Raw genomic sequence first — 19,915 nt, 5'->3', positions numbered from 1 at the left:
AGCTATTTTATGATCTTTAAAAACTGACATAAACAATTGATTATCAGCTATAAAGATACGAAAATAAATTCTAAAACGCAAGTTAAATAATTGATAATCAAATAATTAAATTGCTTTTTCTCAGGATAAAAAACTAAAAAAGTCGGAAGAATTTTTCTTCCGACCATGACTACCAGAAGACACCCTTTGTTATGGTTTAAAATTGAATTAATCATTCCTGAGTTTTGATTTCACATGATTATGTTTAATGATTTTTCTTAGCTCCAAAATCTGATCTCTTGTGAAGAACTTTTTAGGAACCATATTCATGACCTGTGCATTTTGGTAGATCAGGAACCATTCCTTATTCTCCTTTACTTTATAAACGGAGTTCCATGTAAAATCTCCTTTGAAAGTTTCTCCCTGAACATGTACTTTTTCTTCTGTAAAAGTATAAATAATACTTTCCTGGATATTCTTATTCGAGTTAAAAGTAGACCTTACACTGAAAAAAGACCGGATCAATAGAAACAAAAGCAAAATAGCAAACCACATCGAAGCTGATTTTAAAATATCCCTTTCCGTACTGTCGTCCACTGATTCCTTTATTATAAAAAATACCAAAAGAATTAATGGAAAGGCGATAAGTCTTAATAAAGAACTTTTTAGGTGAAATATTAAAAAATCCCTAAGTGTAATTTGCGTTTTTATAGTCATAGTTAAAAATTAAATCCTCTCCAGTTCATCCGCATCAATTGTCGTCTTGAATGTTCCGTAATTCACAATCACCTTATTTCTCGAAATTTTTTCAATAGTTCCCACACTTGTGCTTCCTGAAATACGAACCCGTTGTCCGACTTTCATCCACAAAGCGCGGTCGGTTTTTCGCTTTTCTTCCAGCTTTTCATTGGTTTCGGCAATCTTTTCGATAACTTCCTCTTTCTTCAGTTGTTGCGTGATTTTTCGTTTAACAACCTGAAGTCGCTTGCTTTCATCTTTATCAGCTCCCAGCTTACGGAATTTTTCCTGCTCCAGTAGCTTTACAAAATCTTTCACCACGTCTTTTCTCGATTTACCTTTGGTATAGCTGTCGATAAAGGTTTCAATCTTATTTCCGAACTGAAGTTTACGATGCTCTTCTTCATATAATTTCTGGAAGTTATATAGCTTTTGCTGAAGTTGATCGTTCAGTTTTTGCAGGTTATCCCGTTTATCTTCGACAGATTCCTTTCTTTCGGCAAGATCGGTTTTCAGTTTTTCAACCTCGTACTTTTCCTGCTGAAGTTTTACGATTGTTTTATCAAGATTTACAATATCATGTTCCACTTTTTTCTTAGCAGAATGAATAATAAATCTCGGAATTTTATTTTTCTCTGCAACTTCAAAGGTAAATGAACTTCCTGCCTGTCCGACTTCCAATTTATACATCGGCTCAAGCGTTTCTTCATTAAAAAGCATCGCCGCATTTTGAGCATTCGGAAGCTGTTCTACCACCAGCTTGATGTTGGTGTAGTGTGTGGTAATAATGGCAAAACTTTTCTTATCGTAGAAAAACTCAAGGAAGCTTTCTGCTAACGCGCCGCCCAGTTCAGGATCTGAACCTGTACCGAACTCATCAATCAGTAGCAGGGTATTGGCATCGGCTTCGCGGATAATTCCACCCATTTTCTTCAGTCTTGATGAATAGGTCGAAAGATGATTGTCAATAGACTGATTATCACCAATATCCGTCATGATTTTATCGAAGAAAAACATTTCGGATTTCGGATGGGTCGGAACCAAAATTCCGCTCTGGATCATCAATTGAAGTAATCCTACCGTTTTTAGAGTAATCGATTTTCCTCCGGCATTTGGCCCGGAAATACAGATGATCCTGTTATGGTCCGTTAATGTTAAGGTCTGTGGAAAAATGGTTTTATTCTCCGCCTTGTTCCTTAAGAATAATAAAGGATGAAATGCTTCTCTCAGTCTTAATGTCTTATGTCGGTTGATTTTTGGTAAAACACCGTTGATAAGCTCTGCAAATTTTGCTTTTGCTCTCGTTAAATCCAGGTCAAAAATATACTTCTGATATCTCCACAGCTGAGGCTGAAATTCTGCAAGTTCGGCCGTTAGTTTTCGCAGGATTTTATCAATTTCCTTTTTTTCTTCCTCTTCGTTTTCCTTAAGTTTAAAATAATGCTTCACCACAGAATCCGGCTGGATATAAGTGATGGAACCTGTTTTGGATAATCCCAATACTCTTCCCGGAACTCTTTTCTTGAATCCTGATTTTACCGCTAAAACCCTCTGGTCATCAATAATTGTTTCACGGATGTCATCCAAGAATTCACTCTGACCATAATTAAACAAAGCACGGTTGAAATTTTCCTGAATGGCTTTCTTGGCCAACTGGATTTCAGTTCGAAGTGCCTTTAGAACAGGTGAAGCTTCACTTTTAACCTCACCAAAACGGTTGAAAACTTTGTCCACTTTATCAATAATCTCCTTTCTAAACTCAAGAATGGAAACATCTTCCATCAAAGTAGGGAAAGTTTCGGGCATCGTCGGGAAAAATTTCTGAAGTTTTCCGATCTGTTCCGTAATGGTTTTTATTTTGATAAACGCATTGTTTTCGAGACGGTAATTCTCGATCAGCATAAGTTTTAGTTCGCTTTCAATATCTTCATATTCATCAAACGGAATTGCATTTGAGCTTTCAAAGCTGGATAAATATTCTGAAGTTTTTTTTAGGGAAATTTCTGCCTCATCAATTTCCATCGGACGAAGCTGAAGAATTTTTTCTCTCGTTTTTGGAGAATATGCAAAAGGGAAGATTTCCGCGAGCAATTGCGGAAACTCTAATTCATTTAAATCTTCTTTATTTATAAACACACCGCAAATTTAGTGAGAAAATGTGAATTTAATTTGAAAATGAGTTAATTTGAAGATTTGAAAATATCTATTAATCATGTTTATTGTTTAAAATATGAAACTGGAAACCGAGAGACTACAATTAAAAGAAATCAACGAAAGTCACGTTGAAGATATTTTAAGGATCAGAAGCAATGAAGTGATTAACCGTTTTGTGAAAAGGAATTCTCCGAAAAATAATTATGATGCGCTTCAGTTTATCCTGACAATTAAAGAAAAAACAAGGAATAACGAAACATTCTATTGGGGGATTTCTTTAAAAGAGCAACCTGGTCTTATCGGTACAATCTGTCTCTGGAATTTTTCTGAAGACCGGCAAACTGCTGAAGTCGGCTATGAACTGCTTCCTGATTATCATAAAAAAGGTATCATGTCCGAGGCATTATCAGCAGTGATCGATTTTGCTTTTAAAAATTTAAATCTAACCGAAATAGTTGCCATGACAGATCGATTTAATAATGATTCACAAAAAATACTTCTACGGCACCACTTCGCTTTAGAAGAATATAGAGAGGACGAAGGTTTTCCTGATAATCTGGTTTTCAGTCTGAAGAGTAATAAAGATAATGACTTTTAAACTCCAAAAGTCTGCAGTATAAATTTACTGCAGACTTCATCAATCTCTAAGCATTTTCTTGTGCAACCTAAAATGTATTTTGTATTATTGCGTGTTTGCTGAGAGTGCAAATACCAGATTGAGATCATCTTTTACCACAATCATTCCGCCCATCTTTTTTGGAGGTGATATGTCGAAATCACTGAATTTTACGCTTCTTTTACCGGTGAATTTCCCATTCTGCAGACAAAAAGTAACATTATATATTTTGCTTTTGTCAATCATTTTCACTTCGATCTGTGCATTATATACCGTTTTGCTTTTATCTAAAGAAAGAAACTTTACGTGAAGATAAGGGTGGTCTTCTGCGGAAAGGGTTTTCTGAAAGTCAGAAGTCATTATTCTGTTGCGGCAGTCAAAATCATCTACTTTTAAGGCGATGTTGGGAAGGTTTTTTTCGCTGATCATAAAGTTTCCTCCAGGCGCTCTGAATGTATTATTCGTACATTTAAAAGTATTGATATTGGTGCTTCCGCTGATCTGAACGTAATTTTCCTGAGCATTCATGAATATTCCAAGTAAAAACGGAATGGCAGTTAAAAAAGCTTTCATAATTCAGATTGTTTTGAAAAAGTTTCAGATAAAACTTTTACGTTTGATTTTCATTTAGAAAGAAATGGCTGCTTCGAGCACAAATCCGTTGAATTTGCCATCATACAGGATGCTTGAAGTAGGATAGCCGTCATATTTCTGATTTACATATTCTGCTTTTGTAAGGATGTTTTTGGTCATAAACCATCCTCCGCCGATGTTAAAACGGGTAATGTCTACTTTATTGCCTGTTGCCAGCTCACCTTTTACTTTGTTGTATCTTCCTCCGAAGTACAGATTGTCATCATTTCCGAAACGGTAAATCAGCTCTCCGGCATATTGGTTCCAGGTTCTTCTGTCAACTTCTGCTAAATTTCGTCCTGAAGCACTTTCAAAAGTTCCGAAGAATTCAAGGCCTTTATATCTCACAAACGGGTTGATCATGAAAGAAGTTACTTTATTTTTAAAGTCCGGTACTACCTGTCCTGATCTGAAGTTGGCAGAAGAAGTAGCTGCTGCGTTTTCCATCACATAATAGTATCTAGATCCGGCTCTGTCACCGTCATAAAAGTCAAGTCTCTGTGTATTGGCTGTGTTATAAACGGATCCCGTGAGACGTACTCTCAGATCGCTGGTCAGCTGTTTGTCGTAACCTATTTTACCATATAAAGAAGGGCTTGTTCCGCCGTTGGCATTTTGGTTAAGTCTTCCGTTGGTAATACCTCCCATTCCGATAAAGCCGTCTCGTCGGTAGTAATATTCAGCAAAAATCATGGTTGCATAGGCGTCCATCAGATAATTTCCTACAAATGGATTTTGGGTGGTGTAGGCATTGTCGCTTCTTCTGAAATGCACATCACCATAGTTGATTTCGTCATGACCAAACTTAATGGTTGAATGTTTCATAAAGTCACTCAAAAAATCTTTTTGGATAAAATCCAGCTTGTCAATTTGGATGTATCCGCCTTTTACATAGGTTTCATTGTGGTGACGGGAAGATAAGAATGTTCTCAAATGTAAATTGATACCGTCATATAATGCCACGTCAATATCGAGGTTGGCTGTAGGCAGGTTGAAGTTGTTTCCGATATCGTAAAGTTGGGTCGCTGGTACGGATTGATCTGCGCCGCTTTCATGTTTAAGTCCCTGGAATTGTAAGGCAAAAGCTCCGCCGATTCTTACTTTAAGTTTTTCAAAGGTGGTCACGGAATCTTTAGGATTTTCAAAAATATTAATACCTCTTTGATCCCTCGGTTTCAGATTATCAAGTGGAAACTGTTGAGCCTGTGCGGCGCTGGTGAGTAAAACGGTTCCTAATAGTGCTGTTTTTATGTAGTTGGTTTTCATAATGCTTGATTTTAATGTTGATTTAATTGTTTTACTGTGCGACAATATTTACTTTTACCGTTACCTCATCTCCTGTTTTAATGCCCATGAAGCCTGGTCTGCTTATTCCGAAATCTGAAAGTTTTACGGTTTCTGTTCCGTAAATGGTATAGGTGTTTTCATTTTTAGCAACATTTACAGGAAATGAAACATTTTTGGAAACTCCTGCAATAGTCAGCTTTCCGCTGATGTTACTTTTGCCCATATTGATTGATGGTGCGGTAAATGAAATGGTAGGATATTGCGCCGCTTTTAATGCTTCATACGCTTTATTATCCATGGTAGTTCCTTTTTTGCTTTTCAGGTTTTTTACGGGCATGGTAAAGGTTGCGTTGGCAATGCTGTTTCCATTTACGGTTGCTGTAAAAGTGGCAGCTGATGAGTTCATTTCCCAGTCATGTAAAGGAGAAGTTCCGTTAACAAGAATAGTAGTGGTTTTCTGATTGATTTTTTGAGCCTCAGCATTTTGATAAAGAAATAATGTTCCGCATAAGATTGTAGCATTCAAGAAAATTCTTAAAGTTTTCATATCGATAAATATTTAATAATTATATTATTTAATCTTCCTTTGTTTTATGATATAAAGGTAGATATTATGTTAATTTTATGATAAATTTTGAATATGATATAAATCTTTATAAACTATTGATTTATGTAATTTTTAATATGTTTTAGTTTTTGTTGAAAATTTATTATCTTAAATGGCGAAAATTTGTTTTATAGTTTCTTATAGGGTAAAATCTTAGTTGAAAAAATAAATCATGAAAATTTTTCTCATTAAAAGGATGATGAAAGTCAGCGTAATATTGTTGTGTAAACCGCTGCTAATGGTTACTTTATCGATTAACCAATAAATAGATTCAGTATATATTTTCTATATTTGGAAAATTATTAATGTTTGCTGAAGCTGGCAGTTCTTTTGATCTGTGTATGTTGAGATAAATAATAAACTATTAGAATATGACCTGGACAGAAATATTAGCCCCTATAAAAAACACCGAATATTTTACAAATCTTTGGGAAAAAGTAAAGCAGGAATATGCAACAACAAAAGTTTTTCCTCCGAAAAGTCAGATTTTCAGGGCGCTGGAAATTACTCCTTTTGATGATATTGAAGTGGTGATTATTGGTCAGGATCCTTATCATAATGATTATCAGGCGAATGGACTGTGTTTCTCGGTTTCCGAACAGGTTGTCGCTCCGCCATCGCTGAAAAACATTTTTATCGAACTTAAAAATGATCTGGGAATTGAAAGAACATCCAAAGAACTGGATGACTGGGGAAAGCAGGGTGTTTTATTATTAAATGCAACTTTAACGGTACGCGCGCATTCTCCAAACTCTCATAAAGATTTGGGTTGGGAAAAATTCACGGATTTTATTATTAAAGAAATCTCAGATAAAAAAGAGAATGTTGTATTTGTATTATGGGGCGCTTTTGCACAAAAAAAAGCCGAACTCATTGATCCGGCAAAACATTTTATCTTAAAGTCTGCACATCCGTCGCCATTTTCTGTTCACAGGGGTTTTTTCGGAAGCAAACCTTTTTCAAAAATTAATGAATATCTTGTTTCTAAAGGCAAAAAACCTATTTCATGGTAGAGTCTTCATCGGATTTTTGAATTTTGATACCGATCCGGTATTTCCCGTTCAGTGTATTTGAACCTTGTGCTGCTTCGGGATAAGGATTTACTTCCGTTAAAGTAATTTTATAGCCGTTGAAATCTGCGGATTGATGGTAATTTCTTCCTTTGTTATCTACGGTTGCAAGTGATAAAGTCATGGGTCTTGTTGCGGTTCCCATTACTTCAATTTCAGCCACAGCAACACCTGCCCAGATGCAGTTGACATCTTTCGGGCATCTGCTGTCCTCCGAAATGCGTTTAAATGTAACATTCATCTGGTATTTATTCAAAAACCTGTTTTCTCCTTCATTAAAATAGATGATGGAGCCGTCTTTGGTACTTTTGGTAAGGTTTCCTGAATTTTCCACCTGATTTTCTGTTGAAACTTTCGCTTCTTTCTGTGTTTTACAGTTGATTAATGATAATAATCCTAAGCTTAATATAATGGTTTTGTACAACATTTTTTAAGTTTTAAATAATAGCAAGCATATTCAGTACTACCACCAAAAACATTGCCACACCGACAACAAAGCTGAACCCGGTTCCGTAAAGAAACCCTATAAACGCACCCTTGGTTGATCTCAGTGCTTTATTGAAGTCTTTGCTGTCGTGAAGAAGCTCGCCTATGAAAACGCCGGCAAACATTCCCACTAAGAAGCCTAAAGGAATGGGTAAGAATAATCCGACGATGGTTCCGATAACCGAGCCAATGCTTCCCCAGCGCGTGCCTCCGTACTTCTGGTTGGTTTTTGCAGGAATTACGTAATTCAGCACTACTGAGGCGATGGTAAGAATGATAAATGCCCAAACGTAAATCATCGGCAAGTCTGCATCAGTTCCGAATTTATAAATTAAAAGTCCGCAAACGCTCAGAAGTAATCCCGGCAAAACGGGAAGAAAAGTCCCTAAAATTCCCAGAAACAGAAGAATAAGGCAGAGAATATCAATTAATGCTGTATCCATATTTTTAATTTAATGAAAAGATATAAAAAAAAGTGGCTCTATAAAAGCCACTTCCATGTTTAAGGTGAAGTTTTTATTAAAGGTTTACAATTGCATAGTGTAGGATTTAGATGTGTTAAATCTAAATTCCTGTTTATGATGCTAAACAATGTACAACAATAATTTTTTTTTCGTTGTAATTGTTTAGTTTTAATCAAATATAATAAATAATTGAATATAAATTCATTAAAAAGTGATTTTTTTTATAATTATTTACTGAAGCTGTTGAAAGTTTTAGGTATTCATAACAAGGATGATTTATAGAATGCTATATGATAAAGCTGCCTTATTTTTAGTTAAATTTAAATAAGCTCTAAATTTTAATTAAAATAGTATATAAAATCCATTTTGGGATAAAAATTGATGCATAGAATCCTATAATAAATCATCTTTATTTTCCTAAATTTGTTGTAATGAACGATCAATTAGAAGAAACCAAAGACCTTATACAGGGATTAAGTGAACCACTTTACCGATACATCAACCGGATAGCTCCTGATGGCCTTGAATTCGTATTCCATATCATTGTGAAAATTCTTTTGCTGATTGGTATTTTTCTGGTTTTTGATTTTATATTTAAGATTATCATTAACAGTATCTTCAGAATTTTTAGAAATAAAGAAAAATATCCGGTTATTAATTCTATTTACGAATCAAAAATTACTAATTCTCTCGCTCATTTATTTGCGCTTTTGATTGTTGGAAGTATTCATGAATCTATTTTTGCTGGTGCACTTAATAAAACAACCAATTTTCTTATAAGATCTGTAAACTTAGGTATGGTTATGATCTTCGCAGGAATGTTGTACAGAGGATTGTCTGCTTTCAGGAATTATTTTGTGATTAAGCAGGACTTCTACAGAATAATGGCGCTGAATGCCATTTCCGAAACAATGAAGATTTTAGGAATTTTCCTTTTTTCAGTAGTCGGAATCTGCGTGATTTTCGGAATTAAGGGGACAACGATTGTCGGAAGTTTAGGAGCGATAACCGCTGTTCTGGTTTTGGTTTTTCGGGACACCATTTTAGGGTTTGTCACCGGGCTTCATGTGGCCACTTCAAAAAACCTTAAAGTAGGGGATTGGGTGAGCATTCCAAAATATAATTTGGAGGGAAATATCTCAGAGATCAACCTTCTGACAACAAAAATCAATAATTTTGACAGAACCTTTTCCACGATTCCTACCTATGATCTTCTGACAACGGAAATTAAAAACCTTCAGGTGATTTCCGAAACCAATGCAAGAAGAATTAAAAAGTCGATTTACTTTAATATCAATTCATTTAAATTCCTTACAGATGAAGATATTGAACGTCTGAAAAGCATTAATCTCATTTCAGATTATCTAAATAAAAGCTCCATCGAACTGAAAAAAGAAAAGGAAAATATGGCGCATAAAGAGGAGATCATTAATGGGAGACAGCTTACCAATATTGGTGTTTTCAGATATTATGCCCAAAAATACATCGAAAGAATTCCGGAGCTTGATAAAGAAGGGCCTGTCATGGTACGCCAGCTTAATATTACGCCGCAGGGCCTTCCACTGGAAATTTACTCCTTTACCACAGATACGGAATGGGTGCGTTTTGAGGAGATCCAGTCGGATATTTTTGATCATTTGCTGGTCGCTTCAAAAGAATTTGATCTTGAAGTCATGCAGGTGAAAGTTTAATTTTCACTATGTACAATGCTCTTTGAAAGGTAAAAAATCACCGTTTCATTTCTGCATTTTGGATTTTATCAATAGCTTTGCAGCTGTATAAAGATCGAATAGTTCTGAATGAATTTAACGATTTTCAGTGAGGTGAAATTGTTATTTCAGACTATTTCAAAAACGTATCAGTAAAATGACAAAACTTAGTGTAAACATTAATAAAATTGCAACCTTAAGAAACGCAAGAGGAGGCGACATGCCCAGTGTGACGGAGGCTGCTGTTAAAATTCAGGAGTTTGGCGGACAGGGAATTACCATTCATCCAAGACCTGACGAAAGGCATATCACGAGAAAAGATGTTTATGATCTTAAACCACTTGTGACAATGGAGTTTAATATTGAAGGGAATCCGCACAGGGAATTTATTGATATGGTTTTAGAGGTAAAACCTGAGCAGGTAACGCTGGTTCCTGATGCTGATGATGCGATTACTTCCAATGCAGGATGGGACACCAGAAAACATCTTGATTTTCTTACGGAAATCATTGCTGAATTTAAAAATGCTGGAATCCGTACTTCAGTTTTTCTGGATCCTCGACCGGAATTGGTAGAATATGCCGCGAAAACCGGAGCCGACAGAATAGAACTGTATACGGAAGCTTACGCCAAAAATTATACGGTCAATAAAGAATCAGCCATAAAACCTTATTATGACACGGCTGTTGTGGCTGCTGATTTAGGCTTAGGATTAAATGCCGGACATGATCTAAGTTTAGACAATCTTAAATATTTTGCCGACAATATCCCAAATCTGCTGGAGGTTTCCATTGGTCACGCCCTAATTTCTGAAGCTTTATATATGGGATTGGAAAATACAGTTCAGGCTTACTTAAAGAGGCTGGCAAAATGGTAATGATGGCTTACAGCCAAACCAGAAGCTGAAAGTTTAGCCAGTAGTATGTAAACTTCCATCTTCCATCATCGATCTTCAATCCAAAATCAAAAACGTATGGAAATTTTAAATTCAAAAATATTTGGTGAAAATCTATCGTCGACACCGCTTCTTGTATTTCACGGGTTATTCGGAATGCTTGACAACTGGGGAAGTTTCGGTAAAGACATGGGAGAGTATCTTCCTGTTCATCTTATCGATCTTCGTAATCATGGACGGAGTTTTCATTCAGAAGGAATGTCTCATGATGATCTGGCTGATGATATTCTCCGGTATATGGATCATTATGGAATTTCAAAAGCCCACATTCTGGGCCATTCGCTTGGCGGAAAAGCCGTTATGCAATTTGCAATAAAATATCAGGAAAAGGTTGAAAGCCTTATTGTTGTTGATATTTCACCTAAAGCATATCCTCCACATCACCAGGGGATCATCAAAGCACTGGAATCTGTTGATTTCAATACAGTAACCTCAAGAAATGAAGTTGAAGCTGTGCTGAGCCAGTATATTCCTGAAAAATCGACCATTCAGTTCCTGACTAAAAATCTGTATTGGGACGACAATAAAAAACTGAACTGGAGATTCAACCTTAAAACATTATCTGAAAAGTATAATGAATTTGTATCCAATGCCATAAAATTCGGAGTTTATGAAGGTAAAACTTTGTTTATCGCCGGGGAAAGATCAAATTACATTCTTCCGCAGGACCATTTTGCGATAAGACAGCAATTTCCAAAAGCAGAATTTGTAACAGTGAAAAATGCCGGGCACTGGGTACAGGCGGAAAATCCTGTTGATTTTGCTAATGTTGTTAAGCAATTTTTGAATTTTAATTAATAAAATTCTCTATTTATTGTAATTTGTTAAAATTTTCTTAAAAGATATTTTTATCTTCTTTAGGTGATATTTTTTTTATACTTTAGAGCTTTCTAAACATAAAATATTATATCATGGAAGGTAAAAAATCAAAAAAGCCATTCTTCGCTTCATTTCTGGAAAAGCAGATACAAGATCCTGAAACAATTAAAGGAGGTTCCGGAACAGTGACATCTGTAACGCTGGATAATTCTACAGGTGCTTTGAAAGACAGTGTTACTTCAGCACTTGCAGATAATGTTACAAAACCAGGAGGAGATCATGTTACCATGAAATATCCTTCAGACGGTGATGAAGATGCAAATGCAGTTTAAAAACTAAATAATTAATATTTCAAGAAACTCTAAATTAAAATTATTATGAAAAACAAAAATTCAAAAAAGAAGCCGTTCTTCGCGTCTTTCCTTGAAAAACAACTTCAGGATCCTGAAAAAATCAAAGGAGGAACTGATGTTACGATTGCAACACAGGACGGTCCTATCACAACGTCAAAAACTGCTGATACGGTTACAAAGCCTCAGTATGATATGGCTCAGACCATGAAATATCCGTCAGACGGTGACGATGATGTTCCGACTGTATAAATAAATTGTTGATACAGAATATATTAACAAATTATATCGAAAGGAAACTTACACTCTAAGTTTCCTTTTTTAATAAAAAACCGGCAAATGATTCTCTGCATTACACATTCCCGAGACTTTTATAATATTGATATCTTTTTTGAATATCTCAAAAGTAAAAATATCCCATATTTCCGGCTGAATTCCGATAAATTAAATAATGACCAGAAAATCAGCATCAGCGAAAATGGATTTGAACTTACAGACGAGTCCGGAAATACTATAAAATCGGAAGAAATTACAGCAGTATGGCACAGGAAATCATGGCAGATTGATATACCGGAAGAGCTTGATGAAGACTACAGAAAGATTTTTCATAAAGAATATGCTACGCTCCGCTACAATCTCTTCACGGCACTTGAGCATCTTCCCTGGATCAATCCCTTCGAAAATGAAAATAAAATTGACGGCAACAAAATGCTGCAGCTTAATATCGCTAAAAAGCATGGACTAACTGTTCCGAAAACCATCTTCTCAAATGATGCCGATAAAATTACTGCTTTCTTCCATGAATACTGTAACGGGAAAATGGTTGCAAAACTTCACGGCGTGATCTCAAAATCAATGGGCGGGGAAAATTTTCTTTCAACCAACATCATTGATGAAGATTCTCTGGAGGGTATTGCGGATATCGAATATTGTCCGATGATTTTCCAGCCCTATGTTGAAAAGGAATATGAATTAAGAATCGTTTATCTCGACGGAGAATTTTTCACAGGGAAAATCAACAACAGTAAAAATACCGACTGGAGAATTGCTCAGGGCAATTATTTCTGGTCAGCCTATCTTCTTCCCGAAAATATTAAACAAAATCTTACGGCAATGATGAACGAAATGGGCCTCTATATCGGTGCCATAGACATGATCAAAGCAACAGACGGAAATTATTATTTTCTGGAAGTCAACCCTCAAGGAGAATGGGGGATGCTTCAGAAAGATCTTGATTTTCCCATCGCACAGCGAATTGCCGATAACCTTATAAAAAGAATGAAAAACCAATGAATAAAATTTTAATAATTACCCATACAGCAGACAATTTTTCAATCGAAAAAGTAACTGAATATATTGACAGAAACGGATGCGAAGTAATTCGCTTCAATGTCGATGAATATCCTTTAAAAAATAAATTATCCACCACCTTTCAGGATGGAAAATGGACAACCATTCTCGAAACTTCCGAAAAGAAGCATCGTCTGGATGATATTTCCGCAGTCTGGTACAGAAGAGCATACAATATTGGAAATGGCCTTAGAGAAGAAATGGACGAAAAATTTTTTGGTGCAGCGATGGGAGAAATCCGCAACACACTTTTCGGTTTCCTGGAATCCGTAGATGTTTATTCTCTTGGGAAACCAAGTGTTTACAGAAGATTAGACAGCAAGGAAGAGCAGCTGAAAATCGCAGATAAAATAGGACTTAAAATTCCTGAGACCTGTGTCACTAATAATCCTGAAGAAGCAAAGCAGTTTGTTATTAAACATCAGAACGTCGTTGCAAAAATGCAGACTGGTTTTGCGATCTATGAAGACGGAGTGGAGAGCGTAGTATTTACCAATGTTGTGAATGAAGATAAACTGGAAGAGCTGGATACGCTTTTATATTGCCCGATGCAGTTTCAGAAAAAAATTGAAAAGAAAAAAGAACTGAGGGTAACGGTTGTCGGACAGGATGTTTTCGCGTTCGAAATTGATTCTCAACAGTCAGAAGCTGCAAAAATCGACTGGAGAAAGGATGGCGTTAACCTTATTGACAAGTGGGTTCCCACGGAACTGCCGTCAGATGTCGAGGCAAAACTGCTGGAACTTCTGGATGTTTACCACGTAGATTACGGAGCGATCGATATTATTGTTTCTCCTGAAGATGAATATTATTTTATTGAAATCAATGCTGCGGGAGAATTTTTCTGGCTGGATAATCTTACAGAAGGAAATCTGATCTCAAAAAGTATCGCCGATCTGTTGTGTGATAAAGCTCCGAGACGAAGCAACGAAGTATTGGTACAGAATGCTTAAACAATCTAAAATAAGGAGATGATAAGAACGGGCTTTGTCCCGTTTTTTTATTGCAATAGTTTGGTGAAGAATGTTTGAAATAAACTACTCTGCGAAACCAACATTATTGTATTTATCATTTGCTGAATGAAATGCCTCTGCGTCCGGGATAAAAGCTATCATTAAAAATTCCTTGCGCCATTGCGTTAAATAAAATATACGATGGTCAGAAGATTTTATAATGTCTAAGAAAAAATCTGAACACTTTCATAATTTATCATGAATTAAAACTGAATTCTCCTTTAAAAATTGCAAATTTGCAGATACGGATAATATCAGCATAAATGAGTCAAACAAGTAAAAATAACTGATGGTTTTTGTAACAGGTGCTACCGGAATTCTTGGCCGGGTAATTGTTTTGGAACTCCTTAAAAAAGGAAAAAACGTTCGTGCCGCAAAGAGGCCGGCAAGTAATTTAGACGACGTAAAACATTCCTATACATTTTATACGGAAAATCCTGACGGTTTTTTTAATAAAATCGATTGGGTAGATGTTGATTTTGATGATATACATTCGATTCAGGAAGCGCTGGCTGGTGTGGATGAGGTCTATCACTGTGCAGCAAAAGTGGGTTTTAATCCCAAGGATGATAAGGAAATGTATCATACCAATGTAAAAGGTACCCAAAATCTTTTATATGCCTGTGAAGGTTCAGGAGTTACAAAGTTTCTACATGTAAGCTCTATTGCAGTTCTTGATATTCATAATGAAAACGGAGAGCTTGATGAAAGTTCCGAGTTTAACCCTAAAGAAGAACATTCTGCCTACGCCATTTCAAAGCATCTTGCCGAAATGGAGGTCTGGAGAGCTTCTGCGGAAGGTATGAATGTAGTTATCGTTAATCCGGGAATGATCATCGGAAGCGGAAACTGGGGAAACAGCAGCGGCGACATATTTCCGACGATGGAAAAGAACAACTTTACTTTTTCAGGAGGAACTAGCTATGCCGATGTAAGAGATGTTGCTAAAATATCCATAGAATTAATGGAAAAAAATATTTTCGGAGAACGTTTTATAATCATTTCTGAAAATAAAAGATATGCCGAATTGGCTGGTCAGGTAAGAAAAGAATTAGGATTAAAAGAAGCTAAAATACTTTCAAAATTCCAGCTGAATATAGGAGTCTTGGCCAATATGCTTTTAGGATGGCTTATTTCTCCCCTGAAAATGGTGACCAGAGCAAATGTTGAAGCCATTTCCAGAATGAAAATCGTATCCAATAAAAAAGTAAAGGAAAGGCTTCAGTATACATTTATCCCATTGGAAGAAACGATAGACTTCCATCTTAAGAATTATATTAACGATAAAAAGATGAAAAAATGAATCTTGCGGAGGCAATTATTCAAAAAAATATAGAAAAGCATCCCTTAAAATCTGCGATCGGATTTAAAAAGAAAAATGAAGGATGGAAAGAGCTGAGCTGGAAAAAATTCGCAGAAATCGTTTTTAAGACAGCTAATGCGTTAAAGGAAGCGGGGATAAAGGAAGATGATAAAGTTGCCATCTATTCCGACAACTCTTCAGAGTGGATGATCGTTGATCTGGCAGCGATGTCACTGGGAGCGGTTACCGTTCCTATTTATTCAACCAATAATGCAGAGCAGGCTGAGTATATCATTCGTGATTCGGGAGCAAAAATAATTCTTGTGGGAGATCAGGTGCAATATGATGCGAGTGTTGAAATTTTACAAAAAAATGACAACAACCTGGAAACAATTATCGTTTCTAAGAAAGCCGTCTGGATCAAAAAAGAATTCAACAGCTTTTATCTCGAAGATTTTATCGCAAAAGCTTCTCCTGAAACTGAAATATGTAAGAAAGAACCGGATGATGTGGCTACGCTTATTTATACTTCAGGAACTACAGGAACTCCAAAAGGTGTAATGCTTACTCACGGAAACTTCATCAAAGCTTTTGATGCTCATTTTGAATTTTTTAAGTTTAAAAATTTTGAAGAAGAACTTTCAATGGCATTTTTGCCTTTAAGCCATGTGTTTGAGCGAAGCTGGAGCCTGCTTTGTCTCTATGGCGGTGCAAGAGTCTATTTTCTTGAAGATCCTAAAAATATTGCCAAGGCACTGGAAGAAGTGAAACCAACCATGATGTGTGCCGTTCCGAGATTTTTTCAGAAGATCTATGCAGGAGTTCTGGAAAAGGCGGAAGAAGGTTCATCTCTAAAGAAAAAAATCTTCGACTGGGCCGTAGAAACAGGTTGGGAAACCGCAGAATTAAGACGAAATGAAAAGCCGGTACCTTTCGGCTTAAAAATAAAAGAGAAAATTGCTGAAGCCCTTGTTTTCAGTAAAATTAAAGAGAGACTGGGAGGCCGACTATGGTTTTTGCCTTGTGGAGGAGCTTCTTTGTCTCCGGAAGTCACCCGGTTTTTTGAATCGGTGGGAATTCACGTTACCGTTGGATACGGATTAACGGAAACTACGGCAACGCTTACTCTTTTCCCGTTTACTCATTTTGAACATGGTACAAGCGGAAAAGCTCTTCCGGGAGTAGAGATCCGTATTGGTGCTGAGAATGAAATTCAGGCCAAAGGAAACGGAATTATGAAAGGCTATTACAATAATCCTGAAGAAACTCAGAAAGTTTTTACGGAAGACGGCTGGTTTAAAACCGGTGATGCCGGGAAGATCGACGAAAACGGAAATCTTACCATTACGGATCGTTTGAAAGATCTCATGAAAACATCGAACGGAAAATATATCGCTCCGCAACAGATCGAAAATCTTCTGACCAATAATAATTTTATACAGCAGATCGTATTGATTGCAGAAGGAAGGCAATTCGCTTCGGCGCTTATCGTTCCGAATTTTGAGTTTTTGCAGGATTTTCTTAAAAAGAACAATATTCCGTTTACCAATTGGGAAGAAATTGTAAAAAACGAAAAGGTAAACGATTTTTATAAGCAAAAGATAAAAGAACTGCAGGAGCATTTGTCTGAATTTGAAAAAATAAAGAAATTTACCTTAATGCCTGCCGAATTTGAAATAAACACAGGAGAAATTACACCTACCCTCAAGGTGAAAAGGAATGTGGTTCTTAAAAAGTATGCTGATCTTATTGATGCAATGTATTAAGTAAGGTTAAGGTTAAGGTTAAGGTTAAGGTTAAGGTTGAGGCGAGGTTGAAGTTTTGAAATAATTTGGTTGAGGTAATAGATATTAAATAGTTATGACAGCACAGGAATTTTTAGGAAAAGAAGAATTTACAATACAGAATCAGACCGTTTCGGAAAGCTGCCCGTCGAATATTGCCCTGATTAAATATTGGGGGAAATATGAGAATCAGATCCCGGCAAATCCGAGTATCAGCTTTACATTAAATCATTGTAAAACCAATACAACAATGGAGTTCTTTGCGGATGAAGTATTTTCCGTTCAGACTTTTTTAGCGGGAAAGGAAGAAGTAAAATTCGCCGAAAAAATTGAAAAATATTTCAGAAATATCGAACAGTATCTTCCTTGGATTTTAAAAGGGAAATATGTGATCAAAACAGAAAATACATTTCCACACAGTTCAGGAATTGCAAGTTCAGCCTCAGGTTTTGGAGCGATTGCCAAATGTCTGATGAAGCTTGATGAAACTTTTTCCGGAAAAACTTCGGAGGAGGAATCATTGAGAAAAGCTTCTTTTTTAGCAAGACTGGGTAGCGGAAGTGCCTGCAGAAGTTTATACAACGGGTTGGTCGTTTGGGGCGAGTCACAGGTAAGAGGAAGTTCCGATCTTTTTGCTGTTCAGTATCCGAATGATGAAATTCACGATATTTTTAAAGATTTCAATGACTGGGTTTTACTGATTCATGAAGGGCAGAAATCTGTTTCTTCTACGGTGGGTCACGGTCTTATGAATACCAATCCTTATGCAGACCGCAGATTTCAGGAGGCAAGAGAAAATTTCGGCCCGATGAAAGAGATTTTAGCCACCGGTGATATGCAACGCTTCATTAAATTGGTTGAACATGAAGCATTAACGCTTCATGCGATGATGATGATGAGTGATCCTGCTTTTATCTTAATGAAAACAGGAACAATGGAAGTCATCAATAAAATCTGGGATTTCAGAAAGGAAACGGGTTTACCTTTATTCTTTACGCTCGATGCCGGTGCTAATGTTCACGTTTTGTTTCCAAATGACGGATCAGAAGAAAAGATCAAGTCTTTTATTGAAGCCGAATTATTGCAGCACACGCAGAACAATGGCGTTGTAAAGGATGTGATGAAGTTCTGATGCCATTCTAATTGATGTATTTAAAAATACCTAACGATGTTTCATAAAAAACCTGCGCAGCTTTCGGGTGAAAGGTGCGCAGGTTTGGAGTAACTCCTGCTTAGGTTTGCGGTAAAACCTGCGCAGGTTTTGTACGCTTACTTGTCTTTGGTAAAAGTGGCCGTATTGAGTGCATCAGTAATACGATTTTAAATGAAAAAAAAATATTTTTATCTGGTTTTAATATTAGTCTTTTTTGCACTGGCTTGCTTATATTTAAAACACGAAAAAGTAATTTCTACCGGAATGTGGGGCAAGAATAGAATAATTAGTTGGAAATAACATAATGCGGGCTTTTGAGTTCGTTTTTATTTTGGTAAAACTGTTAATCTTCCGTAACCACAGCATCCCGTTCTCCGTTTTCTCTCTTTCCTTCTTGGATCATTTCTTCGGCTTCAGCTTTTTCATTTTTTGTAGCATGATCGATACGTTCTTCCTGTTTTTCCTCCTGTTTATGGTCAATAAAAAATTCGCAATACACCGGTAAATGGTCTGAGCCGAAGTTTTCAAGGGTTTTGAGGTCTTCAATAAAAATTTCTTCACTGTGAAACATCAAATCGATAGGAAATCTGAGCAAACGGTATCTGGCATGAAATGTAGACACAAAAGAACGCCCAATTCTCGGATCGATAAGATGGCTGGTTTTTCTGAACAGGATAGAAGACTTCGACCATGCAACATTATTAAAATCTCCAACAACAATAACCGGTTTTTTTATTTCTCTTACTCTTTTTGCCGTGCTCAGCAGATCGCCATCTCTTTCCTTTGAGGTTTCCTCTTCGGTTGGACTTGGTGGCGGAGGATGAACTCCAAAAAAGACAAACGAAAATCCGTCTTTTGTTTTTAAATGGGCTTCAATACTCGGAATATCATCTGCTACGAAATAGTGAGTTTTAGAATCTGTAATTTCAATTTTTGAATAGAAATGCATTCCGTAAGTATTTTCCAGGGTGACTTTATGCTGATAAGGATAGTCTTTTTCCAGTGGTCGCAATGCTTTTTCCCAATCTCCGTTGCTTTCCATGGTAAGAAACATTTCTGGACGGTGTTTTTCTACCAACTTTATAAAACGGTCATATTCTGTATTGAATTGATAAACATTGGCGGAAATAAAATGCAGTTTTTCTGAAGACTGATATTTTTGAGTATATTTTTTAACGGGATACAGTGGAGTATATTTTACCAGAATTACGCTGTGATGAATGAGCATAATAAACAACAAGGCCTGAAAGTACCAGAAATATGGCGACTTATCCGGAGTAATGAAACCAAGAAGTAAGGTTAAAAGTATGAAAACAGTAATCTGTATTTTACCAAATTCCGGAACACGGAATATCCAGTGAGAATGTTGAATTTTTGGCAGTATGGTTAGAATCAACAACAATACAGTCAGAATCAGATAGGCTGTCCACATATGTTAAAATAAT

At 36.3% G+C, this 19,915-nt stretch carries 20 protein-coding genes; 12 read left to right on the top strand and 8 right to left on the bottom strand.

All coding sequences use genetic code 11. The features are described 5' to 3' along the window. Positions 1-207: 207 nt before the first annotated feature. Both AC3WV0_RS13525 and AC3WV0_RS13520 read right to left on the bottom strand, forming a co-directional pair. Positions 208-576, bottom strand: coding sequence for a YcxB family protein (locus AC3WV0_RS13525; RefSeq protein ID WP_488846635.1), 369 nt, complete (start codon positions 574-576; stop codon positions 208-210). A 129-nt stretch (positions 577-705) separates the two neighbouring features. Then, on the bottom strand, positions 706-2,853 hold the full coding sequence (locus tag AC3WV0_RS13520; RefSeq protein ID WP_488846634.1) for an endonuclease MutS2: 2,148 nt from the start codon (positions 2,851-2,853) through the stop codon (positions 706-708). 94 nt (positions 2,854-2,947) lie between these two features. Between AC3WV0_RS13520 and AC3WV0_RS13515 the strand changes: the two genes are divergently transcribed. After that, positions 2,948-3,469, top strand: a complete 522-nt coding sequence (locus AC3WV0_RS13515; RefSeq protein WP_488846633.1) for a GNAT family N-acetyltransferase — start codon at positions 2,948-2,950, stop codon at positions 3,467-3,469. A gap of 84 nt (positions 3,470-3,553) precedes the next feature. Here AC3WV0_RS13515 and AC3WV0_RS13510 read toward each other — a convergent pair whose 3' ends face one another. From AC3WV0_RS13510 to AC3WV0_RS13500, 3 genes are read right to left on the bottom strand one after another with little or no spacing between them, the layout of a single operon-like run. Then, positions 3,554-4,060 (bottom strand): hypothetical protein, encoded by a 507-nt coding sequence (locus tag AC3WV0_RS13510; protein ID WP_488846632.1) that lies wholly within the window; start codon positions 4,058-4,060, stop codon positions 3,554-3,556. A 54-nt stretch (positions 4,061-4,114) separates the two neighbouring features. Next, positions 4,115-5,386 (bottom strand): hypothetical protein, encoded by a 1,272-nt coding sequence (locus AC3WV0_RS13505; RefSeq protein WP_488846631.1) that lies wholly within the window; start codon positions 5,384-5,386, stop codon positions 4,115-4,117. A gap of 31 nt (positions 5,387-5,417) precedes the next feature. Then, on the bottom strand, positions 5,418-5,954 hold the full coding sequence (locus AC3WV0_RS13500) for a YceI family protein (RefSeq protein WP_488846630.1): 537 nt from the start codon (positions 5,952-5,954) through the stop codon (positions 5,418-5,420). A gap of 431 nt (positions 5,955-6,385) precedes the next feature. On the opposite strand from AC3WV0_RS13500, the gene AC3WV0_RS13495 reads away from it, so the two are divergent. Further along, positions 6,386-7,027: a uracil-DNA glycosylase gene (locus AC3WV0_RS13495; RefSeq protein ID WP_488846629.1), complete on the top strand. Its 642-nt coding sequence runs from the start codon at positions 6,386-6,388 to the stop codon at positions 7,025-7,027. Here AC3WV0_RS13495 and AC3WV0_RS13490 read toward each other — a convergent pair. Next, a complete protein-coding gene (locus AC3WV0_RS13490; protein WP_488846628.1) occupies positions 7,014-7,511 on the bottom strand; it encodes a hypothetical protein in 498 nt (165 codons plus the stop codon). The genes AC3WV0_RS13495 and AC3WV0_RS13490 overlap by 14 nt on opposite strands. Positions 7,512-7,521: 10 nt before the next feature. Continuing rightward, positions 7,522-8,013 carry a DUF456 domain-containing protein gene (locus tag AC3WV0_RS13485; protein WP_488846627.1) on the bottom strand — a complete coding sequence of 164 codons (492 nt, stop codon included), beginning with the start codon at positions 8,011-8,013 and terminating at the stop codon, positions 7,522-7,524. Between the two features lie 452 nt (positions 8,014-8,465). Here AC3WV0_RS13485 and AC3WV0_RS13480 point away from each other — a divergent pair, with 452 nt between their 5' ends. The 10 genes from AC3WV0_RS13480 (at position 8,466) to AC3WV0_RS13435 (ending at position 18,449) form a co-directional block, all read left to right on the top strand. Beyond that, on the top strand, positions 8,466-9,725 hold the full coding sequence (locus tag AC3WV0_RS13480) for a mechanosensitive ion channel family protein (RefSeq protein WP_488846626.1): 1,260 nt from the start codon (positions 8,466-8,468) through the stop codon (positions 9,723-9,725). Positions 9,726-9,900: 175 nt separating this feature from the next. Beyond that, positions 9,901-10,620 (top strand): pyridoxine 5'-phosphate synthase, encoded by a 720-nt coding sequence (locus AC3WV0_RS13475; RefSeq protein ID WP_488846625.1) that lies wholly within the window; start codon positions 9,901-9,903, stop codon positions 10,618-10,620. Between the two features lie 96 nt (positions 10,621-10,716). Next, positions 10,717-11,496, top strand: coding sequence for an alpha/beta fold hydrolase (locus tag AC3WV0_RS13470; protein WP_488846624.1), 780 nt, complete (start codon positions 10,717-10,719; stop codon positions 11,494-11,496). A gap of 113 nt (positions 11,497-11,609) precedes the next feature. Beyond that, on the top strand, positions 11,610-11,849 hold the full coding sequence (locus AC3WV0_RS13465) for a microviridin/marinostatin family tricyclic proteinase inhibitor (RefSeq protein ID WP_488846623.1): 240 nt from the start codon (positions 11,610-11,612) through the stop codon (positions 11,847-11,849). Positions 11,850-11,894: 45 nt separating this feature from the next. Then, positions 11,895-12,119, top strand: coding sequence for a microviridin/marinostatin family tricyclic proteinase inhibitor (locus tag AC3WV0_RS13460; protein ID WP_488846622.1), 225 nt, complete (start codon positions 11,895-11,897; stop codon positions 12,117-12,119). Between the two features lie 87 nt (positions 12,120-12,206). Further along, complete coding sequence (locus AC3WV0_RS13455; RefSeq protein WP_488846621.1) at positions 12,207-13,160, top strand: MvdC/MvdD family ATP grasp protein; 954 nt, start codon at positions 12,207-12,209, stop codon at positions 13,158-13,160. Beyond that, on the top strand, positions 13,157-14,170 hold the full coding sequence (locus AC3WV0_RS13450) for an MvdD family ATP-grasp ribosomal peptide maturase (protein ID WP_488846620.1): 1,014 nt from the start codon (positions 13,157-13,159) through the stop codon (positions 14,168-14,170). Before AC3WV0_RS13455 ends, AC3WV0_RS13450 begins: the two co-directional genes overlap by 4 nt. A 349-nt stretch (positions 14,171-14,519) precedes the next feature. Continuing rightward, positions 14,520-15,533: an NAD-dependent epimerase/dehydratase family protein gene (locus AC3WV0_RS13445; RefSeq protein ID WP_488846619.1), complete on the top strand. Its 1,014-nt coding sequence runs from the start codon at positions 14,520-14,522 to the stop codon at positions 15,531-15,533. Continuing rightward, positions 15,530-17,299 carry an AMP-dependent synthetase/ligase gene (locus AC3WV0_RS13440; protein WP_488846618.1) on the top strand — a complete coding sequence of 590 codons (1,770 nt, stop codon included), beginning with the start codon at positions 15,530-15,532 and terminating at the stop codon, positions 17,297-17,299. Before AC3WV0_RS13445 ends, AC3WV0_RS13440 begins: the two co-directional genes overlap by 4 nt. A 94-nt stretch (positions 17,300-17,393) precedes the next feature. Further along, positions 17,394-18,449, top strand: coding sequence for a diphosphomevalonate decarboxylase (locus AC3WV0_RS13435; RefSeq protein ID WP_488846617.1), 1,056 nt, complete (start codon positions 17,394-17,396; stop codon positions 18,447-18,449). 364 nt (positions 18,450-18,813) lie between these two features. Here the strand turns inward: AC3WV0_RS13435 and AC3WV0_RS13430 are convergent, their stop codons facing one another. Further along, positions 18,814-19,902, bottom strand: a complete 1,089-nt coding sequence (locus AC3WV0_RS13430) for an endonuclease/exonuclease/phosphatase family protein (protein WP_488846616.1) — start codon at positions 19,900-19,902, stop codon at positions 18,814-18,816. Positions 19,903-19,915 lie beyond the last annotated feature (13 nt).

This window comes from Chryseobacterium sp. 27AL (genome assembly GCF_057815395.1).
This window is presented reverse-complemented; position numbering and strand designations above follow the sequence as displayed.